The organism is Micromonospora sp. NPDC023633, assembly GCF_040640035.1.
GTDB lineage: Bacteria > Actinomycetota > Actinomycetes > Mycobacteriales > Micromonosporaceae > Micromonospora.
The window spans coordinates 1-21,178 of the sequence record NZ_JBFABB010000118.1; the positions used below are offsets into that span (position 1 = coordinate 1).

21 protein-coding genes are annotated in these 21,178 nt (G+C 74.2%); 10 read left to right on the top strand and 11 right to left on the bottom strand.

What is annotated here, in order from left to right; genetic code table 11:
- Positions 1-647 precede the first annotated feature (647 nt).
- The 6 genes from AB0G13_RS27780 to AB0G13_RS27805 form a co-directional block, all read right to left on the bottom strand.
- A complete protein-coding gene (locus AB0G13_RS27780) occupies positions 648-1,643 on the bottom strand; it encodes a TauD/TfdA family dioxygenase (RefSeq protein ID WP_357880246.1) in 996 nt (331 codons plus the stop codon).
- 51 nt (positions 1,644-1,694) lie between these two features.
- On the bottom strand, positions 1,695-4,679 hold the full coding sequence (locus AB0G13_RS27785; protein ID WP_357880249.1) for a condensation domain-containing protein: 2,985 nt from the start codon (positions 4,677-4,679) through the stop codon (positions 1,695-1,697).
- 2 nt (positions 4,680-4,681) lie between these two features.
- Positions 4,682-6,472 (bottom strand): non-ribosomal peptide synthetase, encoded by a 1,791-nt coding sequence (locus AB0G13_RS27790; RefSeq protein ID WP_357880252.1) that lies wholly within the window; start codon positions 6,470-6,472, stop codon positions 4,682-4,684.
- Between the two features lie 4 nt (positions 6,473-6,476).
- Positions 6,477-7,298 carry a hypothetical protein gene (locus AB0G13_RS27795; protein WP_357880255.1) on the bottom strand — a complete coding sequence of 274 codons (822 nt, stop codon included), beginning with the start codon at positions 7,296-7,298 and terminating at the stop codon, positions 6,477-6,479.
- A 79-nt stretch (positions 7,299-7,377) separates the two neighbouring features.
- Complete coding sequence (locus AB0G13_RS27800) at positions 7,378-8,115, bottom strand: ABC transporter permease (RefSeq protein ID WP_357880258.1); 738 nt, start codon at positions 8,113-8,115, stop codon at positions 7,378-7,380.
- A complete protein-coding gene (locus AB0G13_RS27805) occupies positions 8,115-9,059 on the bottom strand; it encodes an ABC transporter ATP-binding protein (RefSeq protein WP_357880261.1) in 945 nt (314 codons plus the stop codon). The genes AB0G13_RS27800 and AB0G13_RS27805 overlap by 1 nt, the downstream gene beginning before the upstream one ends.
- 231 nt (positions 9,060-9,290) lie before the next feature.
- Between AB0G13_RS27805 and AB0G13_RS27810 the strand changes: the two genes are divergently transcribed.
- The 7 genes from AB0G13_RS27810 (at position 9,291) to AB0G13_RS27840 (ending at position 16,060) form a co-directional block, all read left to right on the top strand.
- Positions 9,291-9,521: a hypothetical protein gene (locus tag AB0G13_RS27810; RefSeq protein ID WP_357880264.1), complete on the top strand. Its 231-nt coding sequence runs from the start codon at positions 9,291-9,293 to the stop codon at positions 9,519-9,521.
- A 1-nt stretch (position 9,522) separates the two neighbouring features.
- On the top strand, positions 9,523-10,992 hold the full coding sequence (locus tag AB0G13_RS27815) for an amidase (protein WP_357880267.1): 1,470 nt from the start codon (positions 9,523-9,525) through the stop codon (positions 10,990-10,992).
- Positions 10,992-12,323, top strand: coding sequence for a cytochrome P450 (locus AB0G13_RS27820; protein ID WP_357880270.1), 1,332 nt, complete (start codon positions 10,992-10,994; stop codon positions 12,321-12,323). Before AB0G13_RS27815 ends, AB0G13_RS27820 begins: the two co-directional genes overlap by 1 nt.
- 182 nt (positions 12,324-12,505) lie before the next feature.
- On the top strand, positions 12,506-13,438 hold the full coding sequence (locus AB0G13_RS27825; RefSeq protein ID WP_357880273.1) for an ABC transporter ATP-binding protein: 933 nt from the start codon (positions 12,506-12,508) through the stop codon (positions 13,436-13,438).
- 8 nt (positions 13,439-13,446) lie between these two features.
- Positions 13,447-14,271: an ABC transporter permease gene (locus AB0G13_RS27830; RefSeq protein WP_357880276.1), complete on the top strand. Its 825-nt coding sequence runs from the start codon at positions 13,447-13,449 to the stop codon at positions 14,269-14,271.
- Complete coding sequence (locus AB0G13_RS27835; protein ID WP_357880280.1) at positions 14,268-15,458, top strand: histidine kinase; 1,191 nt, start codon at positions 14,268-14,270, stop codon at positions 15,456-15,458. The genes AB0G13_RS27830 and AB0G13_RS27835 overlap by 4 nt, the downstream gene beginning before the upstream one ends.
- Positions 15,455-16,060, top strand: coding sequence for a response regulator transcription factor (locus tag AB0G13_RS27840; protein ID WP_101411373.1), 606 nt, complete (start codon positions 15,455-15,457; stop codon positions 16,058-16,060). The genes AB0G13_RS27835 and AB0G13_RS27840 overlap by 4 nt, the downstream gene beginning before the upstream one ends.
- Positions 16,061-16,069: 9 nt before the next feature.
- Here AB0G13_RS27840 and AB0G13_RS27845 read toward each other — a convergent pair whose 3' ends face one another.
- On the bottom strand, positions 16,070-17,038 hold the full coding sequence (locus AB0G13_RS27845; RefSeq protein WP_357880284.1) for a peptidoglycan DD-metalloendopeptidase family protein: 969 nt from the start codon (positions 17,036-17,038) through the stop codon (positions 16,070-16,072).
- Positions 17,039-17,246: 208 nt separating this feature from the next.
- Here AB0G13_RS27845 and AB0G13_RS27850 point away from each other — a divergent pair, with 208 nt between their 5' ends.
- The gene (locus AB0G13_RS27850) at positions 17,247-17,972 is read left to right on the top strand and encodes a Clp protease N-terminal domain-containing protein (RefSeq protein WP_357880288.1); all 726 of its coding nucleotides are present in this window, start codon (positions 17,247-17,249) and stop codon (positions 17,970-17,972) included.
- A 6-nt stretch (positions 17,973-17,978) separates the two neighbouring features.
- Here the strand turns inward: AB0G13_RS27850 and AB0G13_RS27855 are convergent, their stop codons facing one another.
- Entirely contained in the window at positions 17,979-18,497 is a 519-nt protein-coding gene (locus AB0G13_RS27855; RefSeq protein ID WP_357880291.1) for a hypothetical protein, read from the bottom strand.
- Positions 18,498-18,621: 124 nt separating this feature from the next.
- Positions 18,622-18,813: a DNA repair protein gene (locus tag AB0G13_RS27860; protein ID WP_357880294.1), complete on the bottom strand. Its 192-nt coding sequence runs from the start codon at positions 18,811-18,813 to the stop codon at positions 18,622-18,624.
- Between the two features lie 333 nt (positions 18,814-19,146).
- Here AB0G13_RS27860 and AB0G13_RS27865 point away from each other — a divergent pair, with 333 nt between their 5' ends.
- Complete coding sequence (locus AB0G13_RS27865) at positions 19,147-19,809, top strand: GNAT family N-acetyltransferase (protein ID WP_357880297.1); 663 nt, start codon at positions 19,147-19,149, stop codon at positions 19,807-19,809.
- A 203-nt stretch (positions 19,810-20,012) separates the two neighbouring features.
- Here the strand turns inward: AB0G13_RS27865 and AB0G13_RS27870 are convergent, their stop codons facing one another.
- A complete protein-coding gene (locus AB0G13_RS27870; protein WP_357880300.1) occupies positions 20,013-20,711 on the bottom strand; it encodes a TetR family transcriptional regulator in 699 nt (232 codons plus the stop codon).
- Complete coding sequence (locus AB0G13_RS27875; protein WP_357880303.1) at positions 20,674-21,114, bottom strand: DCC1-like thiol-disulfide oxidoreductase family protein; 441 nt, start codon at positions 21,112-21,114, stop codon at positions 20,674-20,676. The genes AB0G13_RS27870 and AB0G13_RS27875 overlap by 38 nt, the downstream gene beginning before the upstream one ends.
- Between AB0G13_RS27875 and AB0G13_RS27880 the strand changes: the two genes are divergently transcribed.
- Positions 21,083-21,178: diguanylate cyclase (locus AB0G13_RS27880; protein WP_357880306.1), on the top strand; the 96-nt coding region annotated here is incomplete at its 3' end. The two genes, AB0G13_RS27875 and AB0G13_RS27880, sit on opposite strands and share 32 nt — an antisense overlap.

Genomic DNA, 21,178 nt, shown 5'->3' on the forward strand with positions numbered 1-21,178 from the left:
CGAGGCACCCCTAGGGCACCCCGCAGGAGGTGGGGGTGCATGGTGTGGGTTATCGGGTCGTCAGTGTGGAGTTGCTGGTCAGGCATTGTCGGGTGATGGTGGGGCGTGAGTTCCTCATCCGGGCCAGATGAACGGCGCACGTGTGACGTGGGAACGGTGCCCGTGAGCTCGTGCGGATCGGTAATGGCGTGGACCGGGACGGGCTCTCTCCCCCTCGCGCCCCACTCGTCGGCCGCCCTCGCGCTCGACGCCGGGGCGCCACGAGGATCGCGTGCCGGAGAAGGCCGCGCGCCGGCATGCCGCGACGATTCCGCGGCCCGCCCGACGCATTGACGCGAGTCGCCGCCCCGGCGAAGGCCGCAGGATGGGCGGTCGGGGGGCGCGTGGCGGCGGGTCCCGGCGCACAAATGCGAAATGGCGGCCTCGGGGGGAGAACGCACCCCCGGGCGAAATGGCGCGCGGGCACGGCCGCGGGGCGAGACACCGCGGCCGAAGGGGAACTTCTGGCGGGCGGGGCACGCGAAAGGGACGCGGTGGTGCGGCTGCCGGATTCCGGAGCCGATCACCACCGCGTCCACGGTCCGTCGTCGACGAGCCGGTCCGTCGCGTACGGACCCGGCGCCGACCTACCGGCTCGGGCCGGGCCGTCAGCTGCCGCTGTTGAGCACGTTCCCGTCGTCCGGGCGCAGGGCCCGGGAGCGCCGGAAGTCGCGGTGCACGAAGATCCGCTGCAGCCACCGGTCGCGGCCGTCGTAGCGGGGCGTGAACTCGGTCCGGCCGTGCAGGGCCAGCCGGTTGTCGACGAACGCGAGGTCGCCGGGTTCCAGGATGAACGTCCTGCGGACGGTGCGCAGCGCGTCGCCGAGCAGCGACAGCGCCTGCGTGGCCTCGGGGTCGAGGGGGAACGAGCTCTCGAAGTCGACCTGGACGTCCGGGTCCTCGGGGCTGCCGCTGAGGATGCCGTGCGGCTCCGGCGCGCTGCGCAGGTCGCCGAACGACGCCGGCGGCTCGGTGACGAACCGTGGCTCGTGCAGCACCTTGCGGGCCTGCTCGGACAGCAGGGGCAGCGCGTTGCGGATCGACGTCACCTGCAACCCGGCCACGTTGTCGTGGTCGTTGCGCAGGCAGTGCAGCCCGACGTAGTCCGGACGGTAGACGTGGAAGGCGTTCTCCACGTGCATGGAGAGCATCACCGAGCCCGCGTTGCCCTGGAACTTCTCCATCCCCGGCACCGGCACGACGTCCTGCACCAGCGCGCCGCTCTTCTCCTCCTTGAAGGCGATGAGCTCCCCGAGTTGCAACCCGAGCAGCACCTGCGCGGCGGCGGGCACGGTGGACTCCCGCTGCGCCGAGCCGGCCACGGTGGGCGTGGCGGGCAGCTCGTCGGCGTCCACGGGCAGGTTGCGCACCAGCAGCACGGCGTCGGGCCCGGGATCCCAGGCGAAGCGCCGCACCATCTGGCGCAGTCGTACGGGCAGGTTGCTGGACAGCTCGCGGGCCGACCCGAGCCAGGCGGCCGAGTCCACCAGGCGCGGCGGTCGGCCCGCCAGGTAGCGGGCGATCGTGTCGACCTCGATGTTCTCCTCGCGGGTCAGGACGATCGAACGGTCGGTACTGCGTGTGGGCTGGACGTCTACGGTCACGCCGAGCCTCCTCTGCTGAGGTTCGAGACGGTGTGGGGGTGGAGCGATCGGTCAGTCGTCGTCCTCGTCGTCGTCCCAGAACGCGTCCTGCAGGTGCTCCGCGAGCTGCCGTGGCGTCGGGTTGGCGAACAGGTCGGCGAGCTGGACCGGCATCGCCAGTTCGGTCCGCACCCGCTGCACGAGCTGGGCGCCCAGCAGCGAGTGGCCACCGCTGGCGAAGAAGTTCGAGTCCGCGTGCAGGCCCGGCCGGTCGAGCATCTCGGTCCAGATCCCGACGAGGGCGGCGGTCGTCTCGTCCGGCGGATCGACCTCGGCCGACGCCCGCGCCGCGGCGAGCGCGACGAGGGCCGCGCGGTCCACGGTGCCCGCCACGGTGACCGGCAGCTGGTTCAGCACGACCAGTTCGGGCGTGCACGGCAGGGCGGCGCGGGCGTGCTCGCGCAGCCGCTCCGCCACGTCGGGCTTGCGGGACTCGACGAACGCGACGACCGTGACGTCCTGCGCGTCGCCGCCGGACCCGACGGCGGCGACCGCCTCCACGTCCGGGTGGGCGGCGAGCACGGACTCGACGTCGCAGAGGTGGACCCGCTGGCCGGCGACCCGTACCTGGGCCGACAGCGGGCCGACGACCTCGACCCGGCCGTTCGGCAGCAGGCGCGCGAGGTCTCCGGTGCGGTGGAACCGCCCGTGCGTCGGGTGCTCGCCGAACCGGACGGCGGTCAGCTCCGGCCGGCCGTGGTAGCCGGCGGCCAGGGTGTCGCCCGCGACGCACAGCTCGCCGCGTACGCCGATGCCCAGCTCGTGCCCGGTGCCGGGCTCGGTGACGAACACGCGGGCCGCCGGGAGGACACCCGTCCCGTCCCGTCCGCCGTCGAGCGCGGCGTATCCGGCGACGGCGGGCGTGGTGTAGCCGTGGTGCGGCGTGCCGCCGGTGGCGCGCAGCTGCGCGGCCAGCGGGCGGGGGAGCGGTTCGTGCGACACCAGGACGGTGCGGCCCGCGAGCCGGGCACCCGCGTGCTCGACCACCTGGCGCCACACCGCCGGCGGCGCCTGCACCACGCCCACCCCGTGCCGCTCCACCAGCTCGCCGAGCGCGTGGCCGTCGGTGCGGGCCCGGTCGGGGGCGACGACGACCCGGCCGCCGGTGGTCAGCGCGACCAGCAGCTCCGTCAGCGCCGCGTCGGTGGCGGCGCTGCTCAGCCAGGAGGTGACGGCCGGCCCGGTGGCGACCCGGTCCGCGAGCTGCGCGACCGCGCCGGCCAGGGCCCGGTGGGTGACCGTCACCGCGAGCGGCGCGGGCGCGTCGACCTGGTACGCCAGGTAGGCCACCGCGTCGAGGTCGGGCCCGGCCGGCGCGTCGGTGCGGGACGCGTCGGTGGCGGCGGGGATGCGCACCGCGCCGGGCACGGGGAGGCCCTCGGCCGCCAGCACCGGCGCGGCGCCCGAGTCGGCGAGCCGCGCGGCGAGGTCGGGGATCGGCTGGGTCGGGTCGAGCAGCACGCAGCGCGCGCCCGCCAGCCACACGCCGAGCCACGCGGCGGCCAGCTCCGCGCCGCGCGGCGCCAGCACGGCGACCGTGCTCCCGCCCGAGGCCGCGACCAGGTCCCGGGTGGCGATCGCCGCCGACCACAGCTGGCCGTACGTGACGGCGTCCGCGCCGTCCTGCACGGCGACGAGGTCCGGGTTCGCGGCGACCGTCGCGTGCACCGCGTCCAGCACGGACGCCGTGGCGGCCGCCCGCGGCGGCGCCGACAGGGCGAGGTCGCTCGCGCCCCGGCGGGACAGCTGCGCCACCGGCCGGTCCAGGTCGTCGCCCAGCTGCACGAGCAGCGCGTCGTACCGCTCCAGCAGCAGTGCGACGTCGGCCGCGTCGAAGGCGTCGACGCAGAACGCCGCGCGGACGGTGGTCGCCTCCGCGCCCGGCATGATGAAGAACTCCAGGTCGAAGCGGCTGTAGCCGTTCTCCACCATGACGTGGCGCACCGGCATCCCGGTCAGCGTGGCGGAGGCGTCGACGGTGCCGGGCACGTAGTTGAACAGGTGCCGGAAGAACGAGCTGCGCCACGACGACGGCGCGTCGCCGAGCACGGCGGGGGACACGTGCTCCAGCGGTACGTCGGCGTGGCTGATCGCCTCCAGGAAGGTGCTGCGCGTCTGCTTGACGACGGCGCGGAAGTCGGCGTCCGGGTCGACCCGGACCCGCAGCGGCACCAGGTTCGCGTGGTAGCCGATGGCGTTCATGCTGCGCTGGTCGCGGACGTTCACCGGGGTGCCGATGACCACGTCGGAGCCCGCGCCGTGCTGGGCGAGCAGCACCGAGTACGCCGCGAGCAGCACGACCGCCTCGGAGGCGCGCAGTTCGCGCTGGAAGCGGCGCACCACGGCGCGGGCCGGCGCGGAGAGTTCGTGGTGGACCGTCCGGGCGCGCAGGGACGGCGCGCCGACGGGCGGCCGGGCGCACCACAGACCCGCCTCGGCGGGCCGCAGCCCGTCGAGGTTCTTCCGCCAGTACGCGACGCTGCGCTCGTCCGGCGCGCGTTCCGCGAGCGCGGCCACCGGGGCGTCGTCCGGCCGGCGTCCCGCCGCGACGGTCTCGTACGCGGCGAGCAGCTCGCGGAGCAGGATCGTGGTCGACATGGCGTCGAAGATCAGGTGGTGCACGACGACGCAGCACACGTCGCCGTCCGCTCCCGCGCGGACGCCCGCCCGCAGCAGGGGGCGGCCGTCGATCGCGAAGGGCTCGGCGGCGAACGCGGTCAGGTCGGCGTCCATCCCGTCGTCGCCCGCCGCGACGTCCACCAGGGGCACGTCGACCTGGTCGAGCACCTCCCGGGTGAGCGTCGCGTCGTCGGAGCGGAACACGGTGCGCAACACCTCGTGGCGGGCCAGGACCGCCCGCAGCGCCGCCGTGAACAGCTCGCGGTCGATCCTGCCGGCCACCTCGAAGGCGACCGCCACGTTGTTGACCCCGGTGTCCGGCACCAGCCGCTCGAGCAGCCACATGGCTGCTTCCTTCCTGCTGGCTGCGATGGTCATGCTCACTCGTCCCCTCGGTCGGTGTCGGCGCAGACCTCGGCGAGTCGCGCCACGGTCCGGTTTTCCAGCACGTCGCGCAGCGACAGCGTGAGCCCGCGCCTGCGTGCCTCGTTGACCAGTTGGGCGGCGCCGAGGCTGGTGCCGCCCCGGACGAAGAAGTCGTCGTCGACGCCGATCGAGGAGACGGCGGTGTAGGTGGCGAAGAGCTCGCACAGCAGGGCCTGCAACTCGTCGGCCGGCGCCCGCCCGCCCGGGGTCGCCGCGACCTCCGGAGCCGGCAGGGCCGCCGTGTCGAGCTTGCCGTTCACGGTCAGCGGCAGCGCCGCGAGGCTCACCACGGCGCTCGGCACCATGTAGTCCGGCAGGGTCTCCGCGAGGTCCTTGCGCAGCTGCTGCGGATCGACCTTCCCGTCCGCCCCGGGCACCACGTACGCGACGAGCTGCTTGACCTCCGGGGTGTCCGTGCGGATGACCGCCGCCGCGTGCCGCACCTCCGGGCGGCGCAGCAGCGCCGCCTCGATCTCCCCGAGCTCGATGCGGTAGCCGCGGATCTTGGCCTGGTTGTCGACCCGCCCGCAGAACTCGTACTCGCCGTCCTCGATGGGCCGGACCCGGTCGCCCGAGCGGTACATGCGCGAGCCGGGCGGGCCGAACGGGTCGGGCAGGAAGCGCTCGGCGGTCAGCGCCGGCCTGCCCAGGTAGCCCCGGGCCAGCTGGGCGCCCGCGATGTGCAGTTCGCCGATCTCGCCGGGCGTGACCGGGCGCAGCTCCTCGTCCAGCACGTGGAAGCGCACGTCGGGCATGGGCTGGCCGATGGGCAGCGGCCCCGGCGGCACCGGCTGGTCGGGCTCGATGACCACCGTGCTGCACCCGACCGTCGTCTCCGTCGGGCCGTACTCGTTGACCACCCGCGCGCCGGGGTGCCGGCGGCGCCAGGCGTCGACGGTCTCGCCGAGCAGCAGCTCGCCACCGGCCATCAGCTCCCCGGTCGGGGACGCCTCGGCGGGCAGCGCGGTGAGCAGCGGGATGTGCGACGGCGTCACCTTCACGAACGTGGGCCGCTGCTGCCCGGACGGGCCCGCGGCGGGGGTGCCCATCTCCTCCAGGGCGCCGACGTGCACGCAGCCGCCCGTCATGAGCGGCGCGTAGAACGCGGTGACCGTCAGGTCGAACGCGAACGAGGAGTGCAGCAGCGCCCGGCCGCGTACGCCCGGGTAGGCCGCCACGACGTGGCGCAGGTACGTGCCGAGCTGACGGTGCTCGATCACCACGCCCTTCGGGCTGCCGGTGGAGCCGGAGGTGTAGATGACGTACGCCGTGTTGGCGGGCCGCAGCGGGGCGAGCCGGTCGGCGTCGGTGACGTCGGTGTCCGGCTGGCCGGCGTACGGGGCCGGCTCGTCGAGGAGGACCCGCGGCGTGTCGGACGCCGGCAGCGCGTGCTGGTCGTCGCCGGTGGTCAACAGCAGCATGGGCCGCGCGTCGGTGAGCATGTGCTCCAGCCGCTGCGGCGGGTAGCTCAGGTCCAGCGGCAGGTAGGCCGCCCCGGCCTTGAGGGTGGCGAGCGCGGCCACCACCAGGTGCGCGGACCGGATCCCGATCGCGACGAGCCGCTCCGGGCCCGCGCCGAGCGAGACCAGCCGGTGCGCGAGCCGGTTCGCCTCGGCGTTCAGCTCGGCGTACGTCTTCCGGTGCTCGCCCCACACGACGGCGGTGGCGTCCGGGGTGCGCCGCACCTGCTCCGCGAACAGGTCGGTGAAGAGCGCGGGCTCGCGGCCCGCCCGGCCCGGTGCCATCGCGCTACCCCGCCATCCGCAGACCGGCGTCCGCGCCGGTCATCAGGCCGGAGACCGCCGCCGCGACGTCGGGGTGGCGCAGCATCTGGTCGTGGTCGACGTCGAGCGGGATGGTGCGCCCGAAGACCTGTTCCCGCTGCGTGGAGTGCGCGGAGGTGATCGCCGTCGCCGTCGCCCACTGCGGGGTCGGGTCGATCTCCGCCGCCGCCCGCAGGTAGCCGACGAACGACGCGAAGCTGCCGCCCAGTTCGCCCCGGACGTCGTCGTCCAGCCCGAGCCGGCGGCCCGCCACGTCGATCGCGTCGCGGAAGATCCCGGCGAGCGCGGGACCGATGAGGGTGAGGTCCTCCAGCCCGTACTTCTCCTGGACGGCCTGGCCGTCGGCGTGGAACGCGGCGATCTCCTCCGGGGAGAGGATGGTCCGCAGCGCGTCGGCGGCGGCGTGGAAGTCCCGGTAGAGCCCGACGATGTTCGGCAGCTCCGGGTCCAGCAGGACCAGCCTGGGCGCGTCGTCCTGCGCCTCGGCCAGCCGGGACGCGAGGGGGGCGGCGAAGACCGCGCCCACGCAGTAGCCGATCACGGTGTCGACGGTGCGCTCCCGCCGGCGGACGGCCTTCGCCCACCGCTCGACGTAGTCGGCGCCGGACATCGTGTCCTCGGCGCCGGAGGCGGGTGCCACGGTCTCCCAGATCTCGCCGGGCGCGCTCAACAGGGGGACCAGGTCGCGGAAGCACGCCTGGGTGCGGCCGGTGCTGGTGAAGTCGACGGTGAGCGTGAGGCCGCCCTGCCCGCCCTTGCGCAGTGTCTGCCAGGAGTTCTTCTTCACGATGCAATCCCTCGTCGTAGCGATGCGTACGTTCGTCGTGCAGGGGTCGGGCGGGCCATCCGCTCCCGGTCGCGGGCGCTCAGACGCGGGCGCTGTCCCGCACGTACCGCAGGGTCACGGCGGCGCCGAGCACGACGGTCCACCCGACGAGCACCAGGGTGGCGAGCCCGAGCCGGGAGTCGTCCTCGAACGGGCTGTGGCCGACCTCGGCCAGCCAGTGGCTCGGCATGACCGCGGACACCTTCTGGAGCCACTCGGGGAACGCGACCGACGGGAACAGCGCGCCGCCGAGAACGCCGAGCAGCATGTGCGAGACGGAGGTGAGGACCTGCACGCTCTCGGCCGTGGCGACCTGGCCGATGAAGACGCCCAGCAGCGCGAACGGCAGCGTGCCGAGCCAGACTCCGAGCACCAGCTGGAGCCAGCCGGCCAGCGGCAGTTGAACGCCCTGCAACAGCGCGCCGGTGAGCGCGACCGCCGTGATCGCCGGCAGCGCCACCACCATCGCCGCGGCCAGCTTCGCGGTCAGGTAGGACGTCGGCGACAGCGGGGTGATGCGCAGCTGACGCTGCCAGCCCGTCGACCGCTCGATCGCCACCCGGGTGCCGACGTTCAGCGCGACGAAGAGCGCGCCGAAGGCGGCGAGACCGCCCAGCAGGTGCTCGCTGAAGTCGATGCCGGTGCGTTCGACGACCTCACCGCGGAACAGGTTGGCCTGCATCAGGTAGAGCAGCGTCGGGAACAGGAACGCGACGATCCAGAACTTGCGGGCCCGGATCACCCGTTTCACTTCGATCTTGAGGAAGCCCGTGCTCATCAGGCGGCCCCGCCCTTCGTGGAGGTGAGGGCCAGGAACGCCTGTTCCAGGCCGAGGGCGCCGATCTCGACGTCGTACGCCCGGGGATGGCGCGCGAACAGCTCCCGGGCGGCGGCGTCGGAGTCGGAGCAGACGAGTTCGAAGCGCTGGCCGCGGGACTCGACGCTCTGCACGCCGGGCAGCAGGCGCAGCTGCTCCACCGTCGCGTCCGGGACGGTGGCCGACAGCGAGCGCCCCGCCACCACGGAGCGGATCTCGGCGACCGTGCCGTCGGCGATGACCGTCCCGGCCTGGACGAGCACCACCCGGTCGGCGAACTCCTCGGCCTCCTCCAGGTAGTGGGAGGCGAACACCACGGTGCGCCCGGAGTCGGTGAACTCCCGCATGGCGGCCCAGAACACGTGGCGCGACTCGACGTCCATCGCCACCGTCGGCTCGTCGAGCACCAGCAGCTTCGGGTCGGACACGAGGGTCATCGCCAGTCGCAGCCGCTGGCGCTGGCCGCCGGAGAGCCGGCCCCGGCGGTCGGCGATGTCGGTGAGGTCGGTGCGGCGCAGCACCTCGGCGATCGGGAGCGGGGCGGCGTGCAGCGACGCCACCATCGCGAGCAGCTCGCGGATCGACACGTCGTCGAGCAGCGCGCCGTCCTGAAGTGTCGCCCCGATGACGCCCCGGGTGATGGCCTCCCGGGGGGTGTGCCCGAAGACGCGGATCTCGCCGCGGTCGGGGCGGGTGAGCCCGAGGATCATGTCGACGAGCGTGGACTTGCCCGCGCCGTTGGGCCCGAGCAACGCGACCACCTCGCCGGGGGCGATCCGCAGGTCGATGCCGTTGACGGCCCGCACGTCGCCGTATCTCTTGTGCACGCCCGACACGTCGATCGCCTGCGGATCCACCGCACCGAGCGTGGGTGTGTCCACGAGGTTCGCGATTGCGTTGCTCATTGTTTTCCCCATTTAGATCGGTGCGGGTATGCGAATAGTATTTAGCAGCGCTGCGGATCGGGGAGCCAGGAATTCCGGGGCCGCCGCCGCGAGAATTGGCGTCCGATGCGCCTTATTCCGGGGTGGTGAGGGGTGACCGTAGGGGTTACCCCGCGACGGCCGTACCCGCCATCGTCGGACCTGTCGTGGTCCTGGGCTGCGCAAATCCGCGGCCCATGCGGGGAGGTGTTCGTGGCACGCCAGAAGCGGAACGGTGAGCGTCATTCGTCGGACGGCGAAGGGAAGACGGACGTCATGGTCCGTGACGACATCACGGCTGAGCTGTTCGCCTTTCCGCACAGCGACTTTTTCCGGGACACCGGAACGGGCACGGAACGGGAATTGGCCGGTAATCGTCCCGCGCCGCCGTCCCCGCCGCAGGTCGTCGCGACCGGCCGGCACGAGCACCCGGTGGTGAGCTGACATGGACCGCCTCGCCGCCGCCGAGCGGGCCGACCGGCTCGGGCCGATGCTCGGCACCTTCCTGCACCGCTTCCCGATCGACGACCCGGGCACCGACGGGCCGCTGCGCGGCACGCTGATCGGCGTCAAGGACGTCGTCGCCGTCGCCGGCGCGCCGAGCACCTGCCAGAGCGTCGTGCACGACGCGAGCTGGTGGGCCGACCGCGACGCGACCGTGGTGGCGCGGCTGCGCGCGGCCGGTGCGGTGATCGTGGGCAAGACCACGATGGCCGAGCACGCGCTGTCCCGGCCGGACCCGGACGCGACGTTCCCGCTGCCCCGTAACCCGTGGGACCCCCACCGGTGGACCGGCGGGTCGAGCTGCGGCAGCGCCAACGGCATCCCCGCCGGGTTCTTCGACGCGGGTGTCGGCACCGACAGCAACGGCAGCATCCGGATCCCGGCCGCGCTGTGCGGCGTGACCGGGCTGAAGCCCACGCAGGGTCTGCTGCCGGCCGCCGGCGTCCGCCCGCTGGCGCGGTCGGTCGAGACGGCGGGCCCGCTGGCGCGTACGGCCCGGGAGTGCGCGCGGCTGCTCGCCGTGATGGCGGACCGGCCCGCGGAGCTGTCCCGGCCGCCGCTCGCCGACCTCACGGGCGTACGCGTCGGCGTCCCCGGCGACCTCGTGCGGTACGCCGCCGCGCTGACCGACGACACCGCCGCCGCCTTCGACGCCGCGCTCGACGAGCTGCGCGCCGCCGGGGCGGAGGTCGTCGACGTGCCGTTCGACGAGGCGTTCCCGCTCTTCGCCGCACAGCTCGTCACGATGCTGGTGGAGGCGTTCGAGGTGCACGGGGCGCAGTTCCGGGCGCGCTGGAACGACTACGGCCGGCCGTTCCGGTGGAACGTCGCGCTCGGCGGCGTGCTGCCGGCGGAGACGTACCTGCGGGCCCAGCGGGTGCGCGGGTGGGGCGCCGACGTCCTGCGGGCGCGGTTGCGCGACGTCGACGTCATCGCCACGCCCGCCTGGCCGTCCGCCGCCCCCCGCTACGACGACCAGGCCAGCCTCCAGACGATCTCCTTCCTGCCCAGCATCTGGAGCGCGGTCGGGTTCCCCGCGCTGGCGCTGCCGATGGGGGCCGACGGCGACGGGCTGCCGCTGTCGCTGCAACTGGCCGCGGCCCCCGGCCGCGACTTCGAGCTGGCCGCCGTCGCCGACGTCTACCAGCGGCGCACGGGCTGGCACGAGCGCGAGCCGAAGCTGGACGTCGTGACGGACCTCGCGCCCGTCTGCGCCCCCGAGGCGCCGACCGACAGCGTCGACCCCGTGCGGCGGGAGCGGCTGGCCCGGGCGTTCGGCGAGCTGGGCGTCCCGCTGGGGGACGGGGACCTCGACCAGGTGACCATGACGTGGACGAAGGTCGAGGCTCTCGCCGGGGTGCTGCCGGAACTCCCGGTGGACGTGCCGCCGTTCGTCGCCGCGCCGGACTGATGAGCGCCATCCCGGGGCCGCCGGGCCACCCGCTGCTCGGCGTCGTGCCGGCGTTCGAGCGCGACATGCTGGGCACCCTCGAGGAGTCCTTCGCGGCGTACGGCGACTGTGTGGCCTACCGCTTCGGTCCGGCGTGGCCGGGCCGGCTCGGCTTCACCGCGGTGGCCGCGTACCACCCCGACGACGTCGGGCGGGCCCTGAACGACAGCGCGGTGTTCGGCCGCGACACCGTCGGGTTCACGGTGATCCGCGAGAGCATCGGCGACGGCCTGCTCACGCTGACCGGCGAGACGTGGCGCAGGCACCGCCGGATCGTGCAGCAGCTGTTCACCGCCCGGCGGGTCGCCGGGTACGGCGCGCTCATGGCGGCGGAGGCGGACCGGACCGTCGCCGACACCGCCGTGGACGGGGACGTCGTGGACCTGCACGACCTCATGCAGCGGTACACGCTGCGGGTCGTCGGCAGGGCGCTCTTCGGCGACGACATCGACGGCGTGGTGGGCGAGCTGCAGGAGCTGGTGGGGCTGCTCGGGGAGACCTCGACCGCGCGCCGCCTCCAGCTGTTCCGGCTGCCGCTCTCCCTGCCCACGCCGCGCAACCGCACGCTGCGCGACGTACGCCGGCGCCTGTTCGCGATCGCCGACGCGGTCCTCGACGGCTGCGGGCGCGACACCGACCCGGCCGCCGAGAACCTGCTCACCCGGCTGCGCGGCGCGCGCGACGAGCAGACCGGCGCGCGGCTGTCCGATCAGGAGATCCGCGACGAGGTGCTCGGGTTCCTGCTCGCCGGCCACGAGACGACGACGGGCGCGCTGACCTTCACGCTGCACGAGCTGGGCAGGCGACCGGACATCCAGGACCGGATCGCCACCGCCGGGGAGGACGCCGACGCGCTCGTGCGGGCCAGCGTCATGGAGGGCATGCGGTTGTACCCGCCCGCGCACACCACCGAGCGGGTGACCCTGGTGGACACCGAGATCGCGGGGCATCCCGTGCCGGCCGGCACCCAGATCCTCGTCTCCCCGTGGGTCACGCACCGGCACCCCGAGTTCTGGCCGGATCCCCACCGCTTCGACCCGTCCCGGTTCGTCGGCACGCACGACCGGCCGCGCTGCGCGTACCTCCCCTTCGGCGGCGGGGTCCGGGCGTGCGTCGGCATGCGGTTCGCGGTGCAGGAGGCGACGGTGGTGCTGAAGGCGTTGCTGACGCGCTTCCGGGTGGACACGACCGGCCACGAGCTGACGCTCACGCCCCTGCTGACGCTCCGCCCGGCGGGCCCGGTGCCCGCGCGGATGACGGCCCGCGTGCCGGCGCGGGCAGCCGCCCGGTAGCAGGTGTGGCGGCGCGTCGCCCGGCCCGGCCCGCGGGGGTCGGCCGCCCGGGCTCGACCGCGCCACCGCCTCGCGCGTGCCGCAGGCGTGGGGGACGCACGGGTGAGGCATGCGTACGACACGGTCGGAACATGACGCGGCGGGGGTTGGATCCGTCGCCGGTCGCCGGCAGCCTGAGAAGCATGGATGACGTCGTGATCGAAGTGGACGGGCTGCGCCGCAGCTACGGGGAGTTCGAGGCGGTGCGGGGCATCTCGCTGCGGATCCGCCGGGGCGAGCTGTTCGCCCTGCTGGGCACCAACGGTGCCGGCAAGACCACCACCATCGAGGTGCTGGAGGGGCTGCAACCGGCCACCTCCGGCCGGGTCCGGGTGCTCGGGCTGGATCCGGTGCGGGACCGGGCCGCGGTGCGTCCCCGGACGGGGGTGATGCTCCAGCACGGTGGGTTCACCGGTGCGCTGACCGTCCGGGAGACGGTGGAGATCTGGCGGTCCCTCACCGTCCGGCCGCAGACCGTCAGGGAGGTGCTGGAACTCGTCGACCTCGCCGACCGGATGAACGTGGCGGTCGAGCAGCTCTCCGGCGGCGAGGGCCGGCGGCTGGAGCTGGCGCTCGCCGTGCTCGGCCGGCCGGAGGTGCTCTTCCTCGACGAGCCGACCACCGGCATGGACCCGGCTTCCCGGCGTCGCACCTGGGACGTCGTCCGGGAGCTCCAGAAGGGCGGGACCACCGTCCTGCTCACCACGCACTACCTGGAGGAGGCGGAGGTCCTCGCCGACCGGGTGGCGATCATGCGGGGTGGCAGCATCGTCGCCACCGGGGCCCCGGAGGACGTCGTGCGCACCCTGCCCGCCCGGATCAGCTTCCGGCTGCCGGCGACGGACGCGCTGCCCGACCTGCCGCACGCGGCCCGCCTGGTCGAGGGCGACCGGGTCACGTACGAGTCCCGCCAGCTCCAGACCGACCTCACCCGGCTGCTCGAATGGGCCAACGCGAGCGACGTCCGGCTGGCCGCCCTGTCGGCCCGACCGGCCACCCTGGAGGATGTCTTCCTGGACATCGCCGCCGACCACGACCTGACCGACCAGCACGCGGAACCGGAGGCCGCCCGATGAGCGGGACGATGACGACGCAGAGCCCCACCACCACCGCCGCCTCGGGCGACCGGGCGACCAAGCCGTTCTGGCAGATGGCCGCGATGCTCAAGATGGAGCTGCTGGCGCTGCGTCGCAACTGGACGGCCACCGCCATGTCGGTGGTGACCCCGCTGATGATCGCCATCCTGCTCGTCAGCGAGTACGGGGGCGAGGCGGTTGCCGGCGTCCGCCGGGTCGTCAGCATCACCACCCTGATCATGGTCTTCCTGGTGCACCACCACCTGACCACCGTGTACGCGTCGCGCCGCCAGGAACTGGTGCTCAAGCGGCTGCGGGCCGGGCTCGCCTCGGACCGCACCATCCTGCTCGGCACGGCCAGCAGCACCGTGGCGATCTTCCTCGCCCAGTTCGTCGTGCTGGCCGGCTACGCCATGCTGGTGCTCGGCCTGCCGATGCCGAAGAACCCGCTGGTGATGGCGGTGGCGCTGCTGTTCGGCTCCGCGATCATGGCGGCGTTCTCGGCGGCGCTCTCCGCCATCACCCGCAGCTCCGAGGCGGCCATGCTGACCACCCTGCCGACCGTGGTGATCTTCCTGGCCACGCCCGGCGCGCTGCTGCCGCTCGGCGCGCTGCCGGAGTCGCTGGAACGGGTGCTCTGGTTCCTGCCGAACGGGCCGTTCACCGAGGTCATGCGCGTCGGCTGGCTCGCCCGCACCGACGAGGGCCAGGCCCTGAGCTTCGCCGGGACGATCATCGAGACGCTGCCCTCCTTCGGTGTGCTGCTGGTCTGGCTGGTGGTGTCGCTGTTCCTGGCCGGCCGGTACTTCCGATGGGAGCCCCGGCACGGATGATCGAGGTCATCGCACCACCTGGCATCGGGAGCGTGCGCATGGAGCGGGCGCAGGTCGAGCGCGACGTCGGCCTGCGCCGCGCCCGTGCCGTCACGTTGAGCACCGTCGGCAGCGGCGTCCTCGGCACGTTGCTGCTGGCCGCCGTCGGACTGTCGCGGGAGGAGGACCCCCGCTGGGCGGTGGCCGGCACGGTGGGGGTCGTCCTGTTCGTCGTCGCGCAGAGCGGAGCGCTGTACGGGGCGATCACCCCGTGGCTGGCCGAGTCGACGCGGCGGCGCCTGCTCGCCGGGTTCGTCTGGGCCGCCGTGCTCTCCGTACCGCTGGTCGGGCCCGTGGGTGGGCCGGAGTGGGCGACCTGGGGGTTCCTGGGGGCGTCGGTGATCGGCTCGGTGTCCCTGCTGCGGCAGTGGTGGGTCGCCGGCCCGGCGGTGCTGCTGTCCGTGGCGACGGCCGCCGGGGTGGCGGCCTGGAACGGGGCCCCGGTCCGCGGCCAGGTCACCGTCGTGGTGGTCGCTGGTCTTTCCATGGCCGCGTGGAACGCCCTCCAGCTCTGGCTGTGGGGGCTCCTCGTCCAGGCGCAGCGGGGGCGGGCCGCCCAGGGGCGCCTCGCCGCCACCGAGGAGCGGCTGCGGTTCGCCCGCGACGTGCACGACCTGCTCGGGCACAGCCTCTCGGTCATCGCACTCAAGGCCGAGCTGGCGTCCCGGCTGGCGGCCACGGACGCCGGGCGGGCCAGCCGGGAGGCGGCCGAGGTGCAGCGGCTGGCGGCGTCGGCGCTTGTCGAACTGCGCGAGGTGGTGCACGGGTATCGTGCGGTGGACCTCGGGGACCAGATCGCCGCGGTGGAGCAGGTGTTGCGTTCCTCCGGCATCCGCTGCGCGGTCGCGCTGCCCCCGGACGCCGTACCGTCGGACATCGCCCGGCAGTTCGTCGCGGTGCTGCGTGAGGCCAGCACCAACGTGCTGCGGCACAGCCGGGCCACCTGGTGCACCATCGAGATCGGCCAGGACGAGGACGAGGTACGGATGACCATGACGAACGACGGTGCCAAGGGGGCGTCGCCGGACCGGCACAGCTTCGGGCTGCGCGGGCTGGCCGAGCGGCTGGCCGAGGCCGGGGGGACGCTGCGCCACCGGATCGACGACGGGGTGTTCCGCCTCGACGTGACGGTACGGACCCGCCCGTGATCAGGGTGCTGCTCGCCGACGACGAGGACCTGATCCGGGCGGCGCTGGCCGCCCTGCTCGGTCTGGAGTCCGACCTGGAGGTGGTGACCGAGGCGCCGGACGGGCGGGCCGCCGTGACCGCCGCGCTCGCCCACCGGCCGGACGTCGCCGTGGTGGACCTCCAGATGCCGGCCCTGGACGGGCTGGAGGTGACGGCGGAGCTGGCGCGCGTCCTGCCCGCCTGCAAGGTGGTGATCCTGACCGGGCACGGCCGGCCGCCGCACCTGCAACGCGCGCTGGCCGCCGGGGCGAAGGGGTTCCTGCCCAAGGGCGCGCCGGGCGGCACGCTCGCCGACGTCATCCGCCGGGTGCACGCCGGCGGCCGGTACGTCGACCCGGCGCTGGCCGCGGACGCGCTCACCGCGCCGGAGTGCCCGCTGACGCCGCGCGAGCTGGACGTGCTCCGGCTGGCCGAGTACGACACGCCGGTGGCGGAGGTGGCCCGGCGTACCCACCTCTCCGCCGGCACGGTCCGCAACCACCTCTCCGCGGCGGTCAGCAAGCTCGGCGTCGCCAACCGGGCGGAGGCATTCCGCACCGCCCGGGACAACGGCTGGCTCTGACGGCGCCGCTCAGATGAGCACGCTCCAGGTGACCGGGCCGACGAGGCCGTCGGCGACGAGGCCGTTGCGGCTCTGGAAGCCGCGTACCGCGCTGGCGGTGACCGAACCGAAGCCGCCGTCCACGAGGAGGCTGGCGCCCCGGGCGTTGAGCGCGGTCTGGAGGCCGCGCACCAGGTCGCCGGAGTTGCCCTCGCGCAGGGGCAGGACGAGCGCGGTCCAGGTGATCGGGCCGACCAGGCCGTCGGCGTAGAGGCCCCGGCTGCTCTGGAAGCTGCGCACCGCGCCGGCGGTGACGGCCCCGTAGACGCCGTCCACCACGACGGAGATGCCGCGCGCCCGCACCAGGTACTGGATCACCCGGGGCACCCACCCCGAGGCGCCCTGGCCGACGCTCGGGTAGCCGGTGCTGCCCAGCGGGGCCGTCGAGCCGAGGGTGATGCCCCGGTTGGCCAGGAAGACCCGGGGGTCGAGCGTGGTCAGCCGGGGGTGGTGGATCTCGAAGTGCAGGTGGGGGCCGGTCGAGTTGCCGGTGGTGCCCATCAGGCCGATCAGCTGGCCGCAGCTGATCTGCTGGCCGTCGCTGACCAGCACGCGGTAGAGGTGGCCGTAGTAGGAGAAGTAGTTGTCGGCGTGGTCGATGTGGACGCTGTTGCCGGTGCGCCCGGCCAGGGGGCCGCTCGTCGTGTCGCCCGGGTAGGAGTTGGTCCTGATGTCCCGGACGGTCCCGGCGGCCGTGGCGTAGACCGGGGTGCCCTGGCTGTTGGCCACGTCCCAGCCCAGGTGTCCGGGCCGGCTGGGGCTCTTGTATCCGGAGGTCAGCGTGCCGCGCGTCGGGTTGCTCCAGGTGCCGGCGGCGGCCTGCGCGGGGCTGGGCAGGCCGACGACCCCGATCCCCACGCCGACGCCGAGCGCCGTGAGGAGGGCGCGGCGCCGGGCCGGCACGTGGATCAGGCTGGCTGTCTCCGGTGCGTCACACATCTGTTGCCTCCGATGTCCGTCCCGCAGGGAGCGGTTCGACAATGAAGATCGAATCGTAAATCTTCTATGCGCGACGGGGCAATGGTGAAACTTTCCTACGCGCCGCCCGCCGGGGTCGCCGGTTCGGGGTGCGGCGGGCGGGCGCGCCACGGGCGCCTCGCGTCAACTTCCGGTTGACGCGAGGCGCCCGTCAACCTATGGTTGACGCATGACGGAACCAGTGCAGATGAGCAACCCCGTACGCCTCGACGACCTGATCCAGGCGATCAAGAAGGCGCACCCGGATGCGCTCGACCAGCTCACCGACGCGGTCATCGCGGCCGACCACCTCGGCGACGTCGCCGACCACCTGATCGGCCACTTCGTCGACCAGGCCCGCCGCTCGGGCGCCTCCTGGACCGAGATCGGCCGCAGCATGGGCGTCAGCAAGCAGGCGGCGCAGAAGCGCTTCGTGCCGAAGGCCGACGAGGCGCCGCTGGACCCGCAGCAGGGCTTCGCCCGCTTCACCCCCCGCGCCCGCAACGTGGTGATGGCCTCGCAGAACGAGGCCCGGGCCACCGGGCACGCCGAGATCCGCCCCGAGCACCTGGTGCTGGGGCTGCTCAGCGAGCCGGAGGCGCTGGCCGCGAAGGCGATCGTCGCCCAGGGCGTGTCGCTGGAGCGGGTGCGCGAGGCCGCGACGGCCGCGCTGCCGCCCTCGGCCGCCGAGGTGCCCGACCTGATCCCGTACGACGCCCAGGGCAAGAAGGCGCTGGAGCTGACCTTCCGGGAGGCCCTGCGGCTCGGGCACAACTACATCGGCACCGAGCACATCCTGCTCGCGCTCCTGGAGCACGAGAACGGGGCCGGGGCCCTCAGCGGGCTCGGCGTGACCAAGGTCGCGACCGAGGAGTGGGTGGCGGCGGCGCTGCGGGCCGTCCAGCTGCGGGAATGACCCGCCTCAGGGCGCGGTGGGGAAGCCGTAGCGGGCGGCGTGCTCGGGATCCGTCGGGTCCACCTGGCGGATCCCGGCGTCGGCGAGTCGCTTGTTGACCTCGTCGAGCCGCTCGCGCACCAACCGGGCCTCCTCCTCGGTGACCCGGCCCCGGTGCGGTCGGCCGGCGTGCTCGATCGTGCCGTAGTCGACCCGCTCCGCGCCCTTGCGGGCCTTCGGCGGGCGGACCCGCTCGGCCGTCTTCAGCAGCTGCGCCATCGGCACGTCGGTCGCCATCGCGTCGAACTCGCTCGCGGTGAGCACCACCCGGCGCGGCTCGCCGTCGCCGTGCCGGTCGTGGATCTCGACCACCGCGACGTCCAGCGCGGCGTCGTCGATGCCCTCCACCTCGACCGGGGTGGCGTCCAGCCGCACGGGCCCCGCGACCAGGTCAGGGTGCTCCAGGACGACGACGCGGACCACCTCGTCGTCGGGCTGGATGGCCGTGCCGCTGAAGTCGGAGACGTGGATCGTCTTCTTGCCCATGCGCGGAGCTTCTCCTGTCGTAGGCCGGGATGCCGGACCAGAAGAAATTACCCGACAGGTGTGCGAAAGCCGCCGGTGGACCGTCCGGGTGTGTCGTGGAGCCGCCCGGCCGCGCGCGGGGCGGTCAGCGGGTGTTCAGGCCGCCGCGCGAGGAGGCGCCGGCGGGCTGCTTGTTCACCTCGCTCCACGAGAGCGCCTCGGTTCCGGGGCGGTGACCCCGGTACGCCGACTGGGCCGGGAACCGCCCGGCGGCCTCGGTGGCCCGCCAGAGTCGCTCGGGGTCCTGGTGGTACCGGTCGTTCGGCTGATTCGGCATGACCATACCGTCCCAAACAAAGTTGTCCATGTATGAAAGTGAATATGACGACCGATCGATGCGTCTGGTTCCCGTGATCGGCCGTCGCCCCACGAATCCGCGGCCATCGGTGTTCCGGTAGGTCTACCCGCCCGCCCCGCCGCCCAACCCTCGCGCCGGCCCGGACCCGACGCGGCCCGGCGCCGGCGACCACGGGACCGCCGGCGGCCCGTCCCGACGGGTTCCGTCGCGCGGGGCCGAAGCGCCCGCGTACGGTGATCGTCGGCGAGGCGGGCCGGGCGTCGGCGGCCCGGCCTCCGGGTGACCACCGACGGCCGCGGGGAGGTGAGCGCGATGCTCGACCGGCGGCTGTACCTGCACCTGGCGAGCTGGCTCGGCCAGTGGCCGGCCGGGCCCGGGCTGTACGTGGTCGGCTCGTACCGGCGCGCCCGGCCGGCCTGGGACGGCCGGCTCCGGCCGGCCGTCGCGGTGACCGCCGGCGCGAGCACCGTGCTCTCCGTGGCCCCCGACCGGGTCGCGGCGGTCCGCGAGCTGGCCCGGCGGCCGGGCGGGCCGCCGCTGGCGGCGTTGCCCGCCGCGGTCGGACGACCCGGCTGGGCGGTGCACGACGACGTGTTCCGGTGGAGCGTGGCGCCGGCCCCGCTGCCGGACGCGGGGGAGTGGACGGCCCCGACCGCCGCCGGGCTGCCGTCCTGGCTGCGCCTGTTCGACCGGCCGGTGCTGGTGGCGCGCGACGCCCGGGGGCGCTACCTGTCCGGGGTCGGGATCAAGCGGCACGACGCGTACGGCCACGAGCTGGCGGTCGGCACCGCGCCGGCGGCGCGGGGGCGGGGGCTGGCCCGGCGGCTGGTCGCCCAGGCGGCGCGCCGGGTGCTCGACGAGGGGGCCGTCCCGACGTACCTGCACGACCTCGCCAACACCGCCTCCGCCAGGGTGGCGACCGCCGCGGGCTTCCCCGACCGGGGCTGGCGGTCGTTCGGCGTCTACCCGCCCTGAGCGCGCCCGCAGGCGGTGGGGCGCGGACCGTGGTTCCCGGGCCGGAATCCACGGTCCGCAGTCTCCCCCAAGGCCCCCGCGGGCGGTGTGCGCACCGATCACGCTACGTAACCGTGGAGGTGAGGGCAAGGTGCCGCAGGTCCGATCCGGGTGTCGAATGGCGGACCTGACCTGCGGCTATTCGGAGGATGGCGACGCAGGGGTCAGTGACGCAGCGTCCGAATGAGGTCGAGCACCTGCCGGGTCACCGGGCGCAGCACGCGCAACCGGGACAGCCCCACCAGCCGGTCGACCAACGGCACCGCGCCGTCGATCAGCTGCCGGGTGCGGGCCTGGCCGGGCGAGCGGTCGTAGACCCAGTAGAGCACCACCCCCATGTACGCCAGCCAGAGCAGCTCCGGCAGGTGCGGGCGCAACTCCGGGTCGACCCGGGCGGTGGAGCCGTCCAGTACCTCGGCGAAGAGGGCGATCGCCGCCTCGCGGGGGCCGGACGACTCCGCCGAGAAGGGGCTCAGCGGGGAGGTGGGCTCCGCCGCCGTCTTGAAGAAGCTGGCGGCGAAGGAGTGCGACGGGGTGAGCACGTCGATCCCGGCGTGCAGCACCCCGGCCAGCCGGGCGGCGAAGTCGGGCTCCCGGTCGAGCACCGGCCCGGCCGCCGCCCGGTGCTCCGCCTGGGCGCGGGCGTAGAACTCCTGGATCAGGTGTTCCTTGGAGCCGAAGTAGTAGTAGGCGTTGCCCACCGCCACCCCGGCCTCCTGGGCGATGGCGCGCATGGTGGTCCGGGCGTACCCGCGCTCGCGGAACAGCCGCATGGCGGTGTCCAGGATGAGCTGCCGGGTCTGCTCGCCGCGCGCGGTCGCCGGCTCACCCGCAGCGGTCGTCGGCGCAGTCTGCTCGGTCATCGGGGCCACCGTATCCCGCCAGGTCGTCGGCCGGCTCCGCCCACGGGTCGCGGACGCGTTCGCGCACCGAGGAGGCGGCGGCGACCACCCGGCGGGCGAGCGGGAGCAGGTGCGGTCGGGCCAGTCGCTCGGCGGCGGCCCGGTGGCCGGCCAGCGCCCAGAGGCAGGCGAGCCAGGCACCGTCCCCCACGTACACCTCGCCGGTGTCCGCGACCACGGTGAGGTCGCGCAACGTGGCGTCGTGGTCCAGGCCGGGGAAGCGCCGCCGGGCCTCGGCCGAGCCGGCCGGCACGAACTCCAGGGGTACGAGCTGGGCGCGGGACGCCAGCCAGCGCCGCGCGGACCGGCAGAGTGGGCAGTGCGCGTCGTAGATGTTCGACGTCGACCGGCTGCGCCAGGTCAACGAGTCGCTCGGGCACGCCGCCGGCGACAAGGTCCTGGTGGAGGTCGCCAACCGGCTGCGCTCC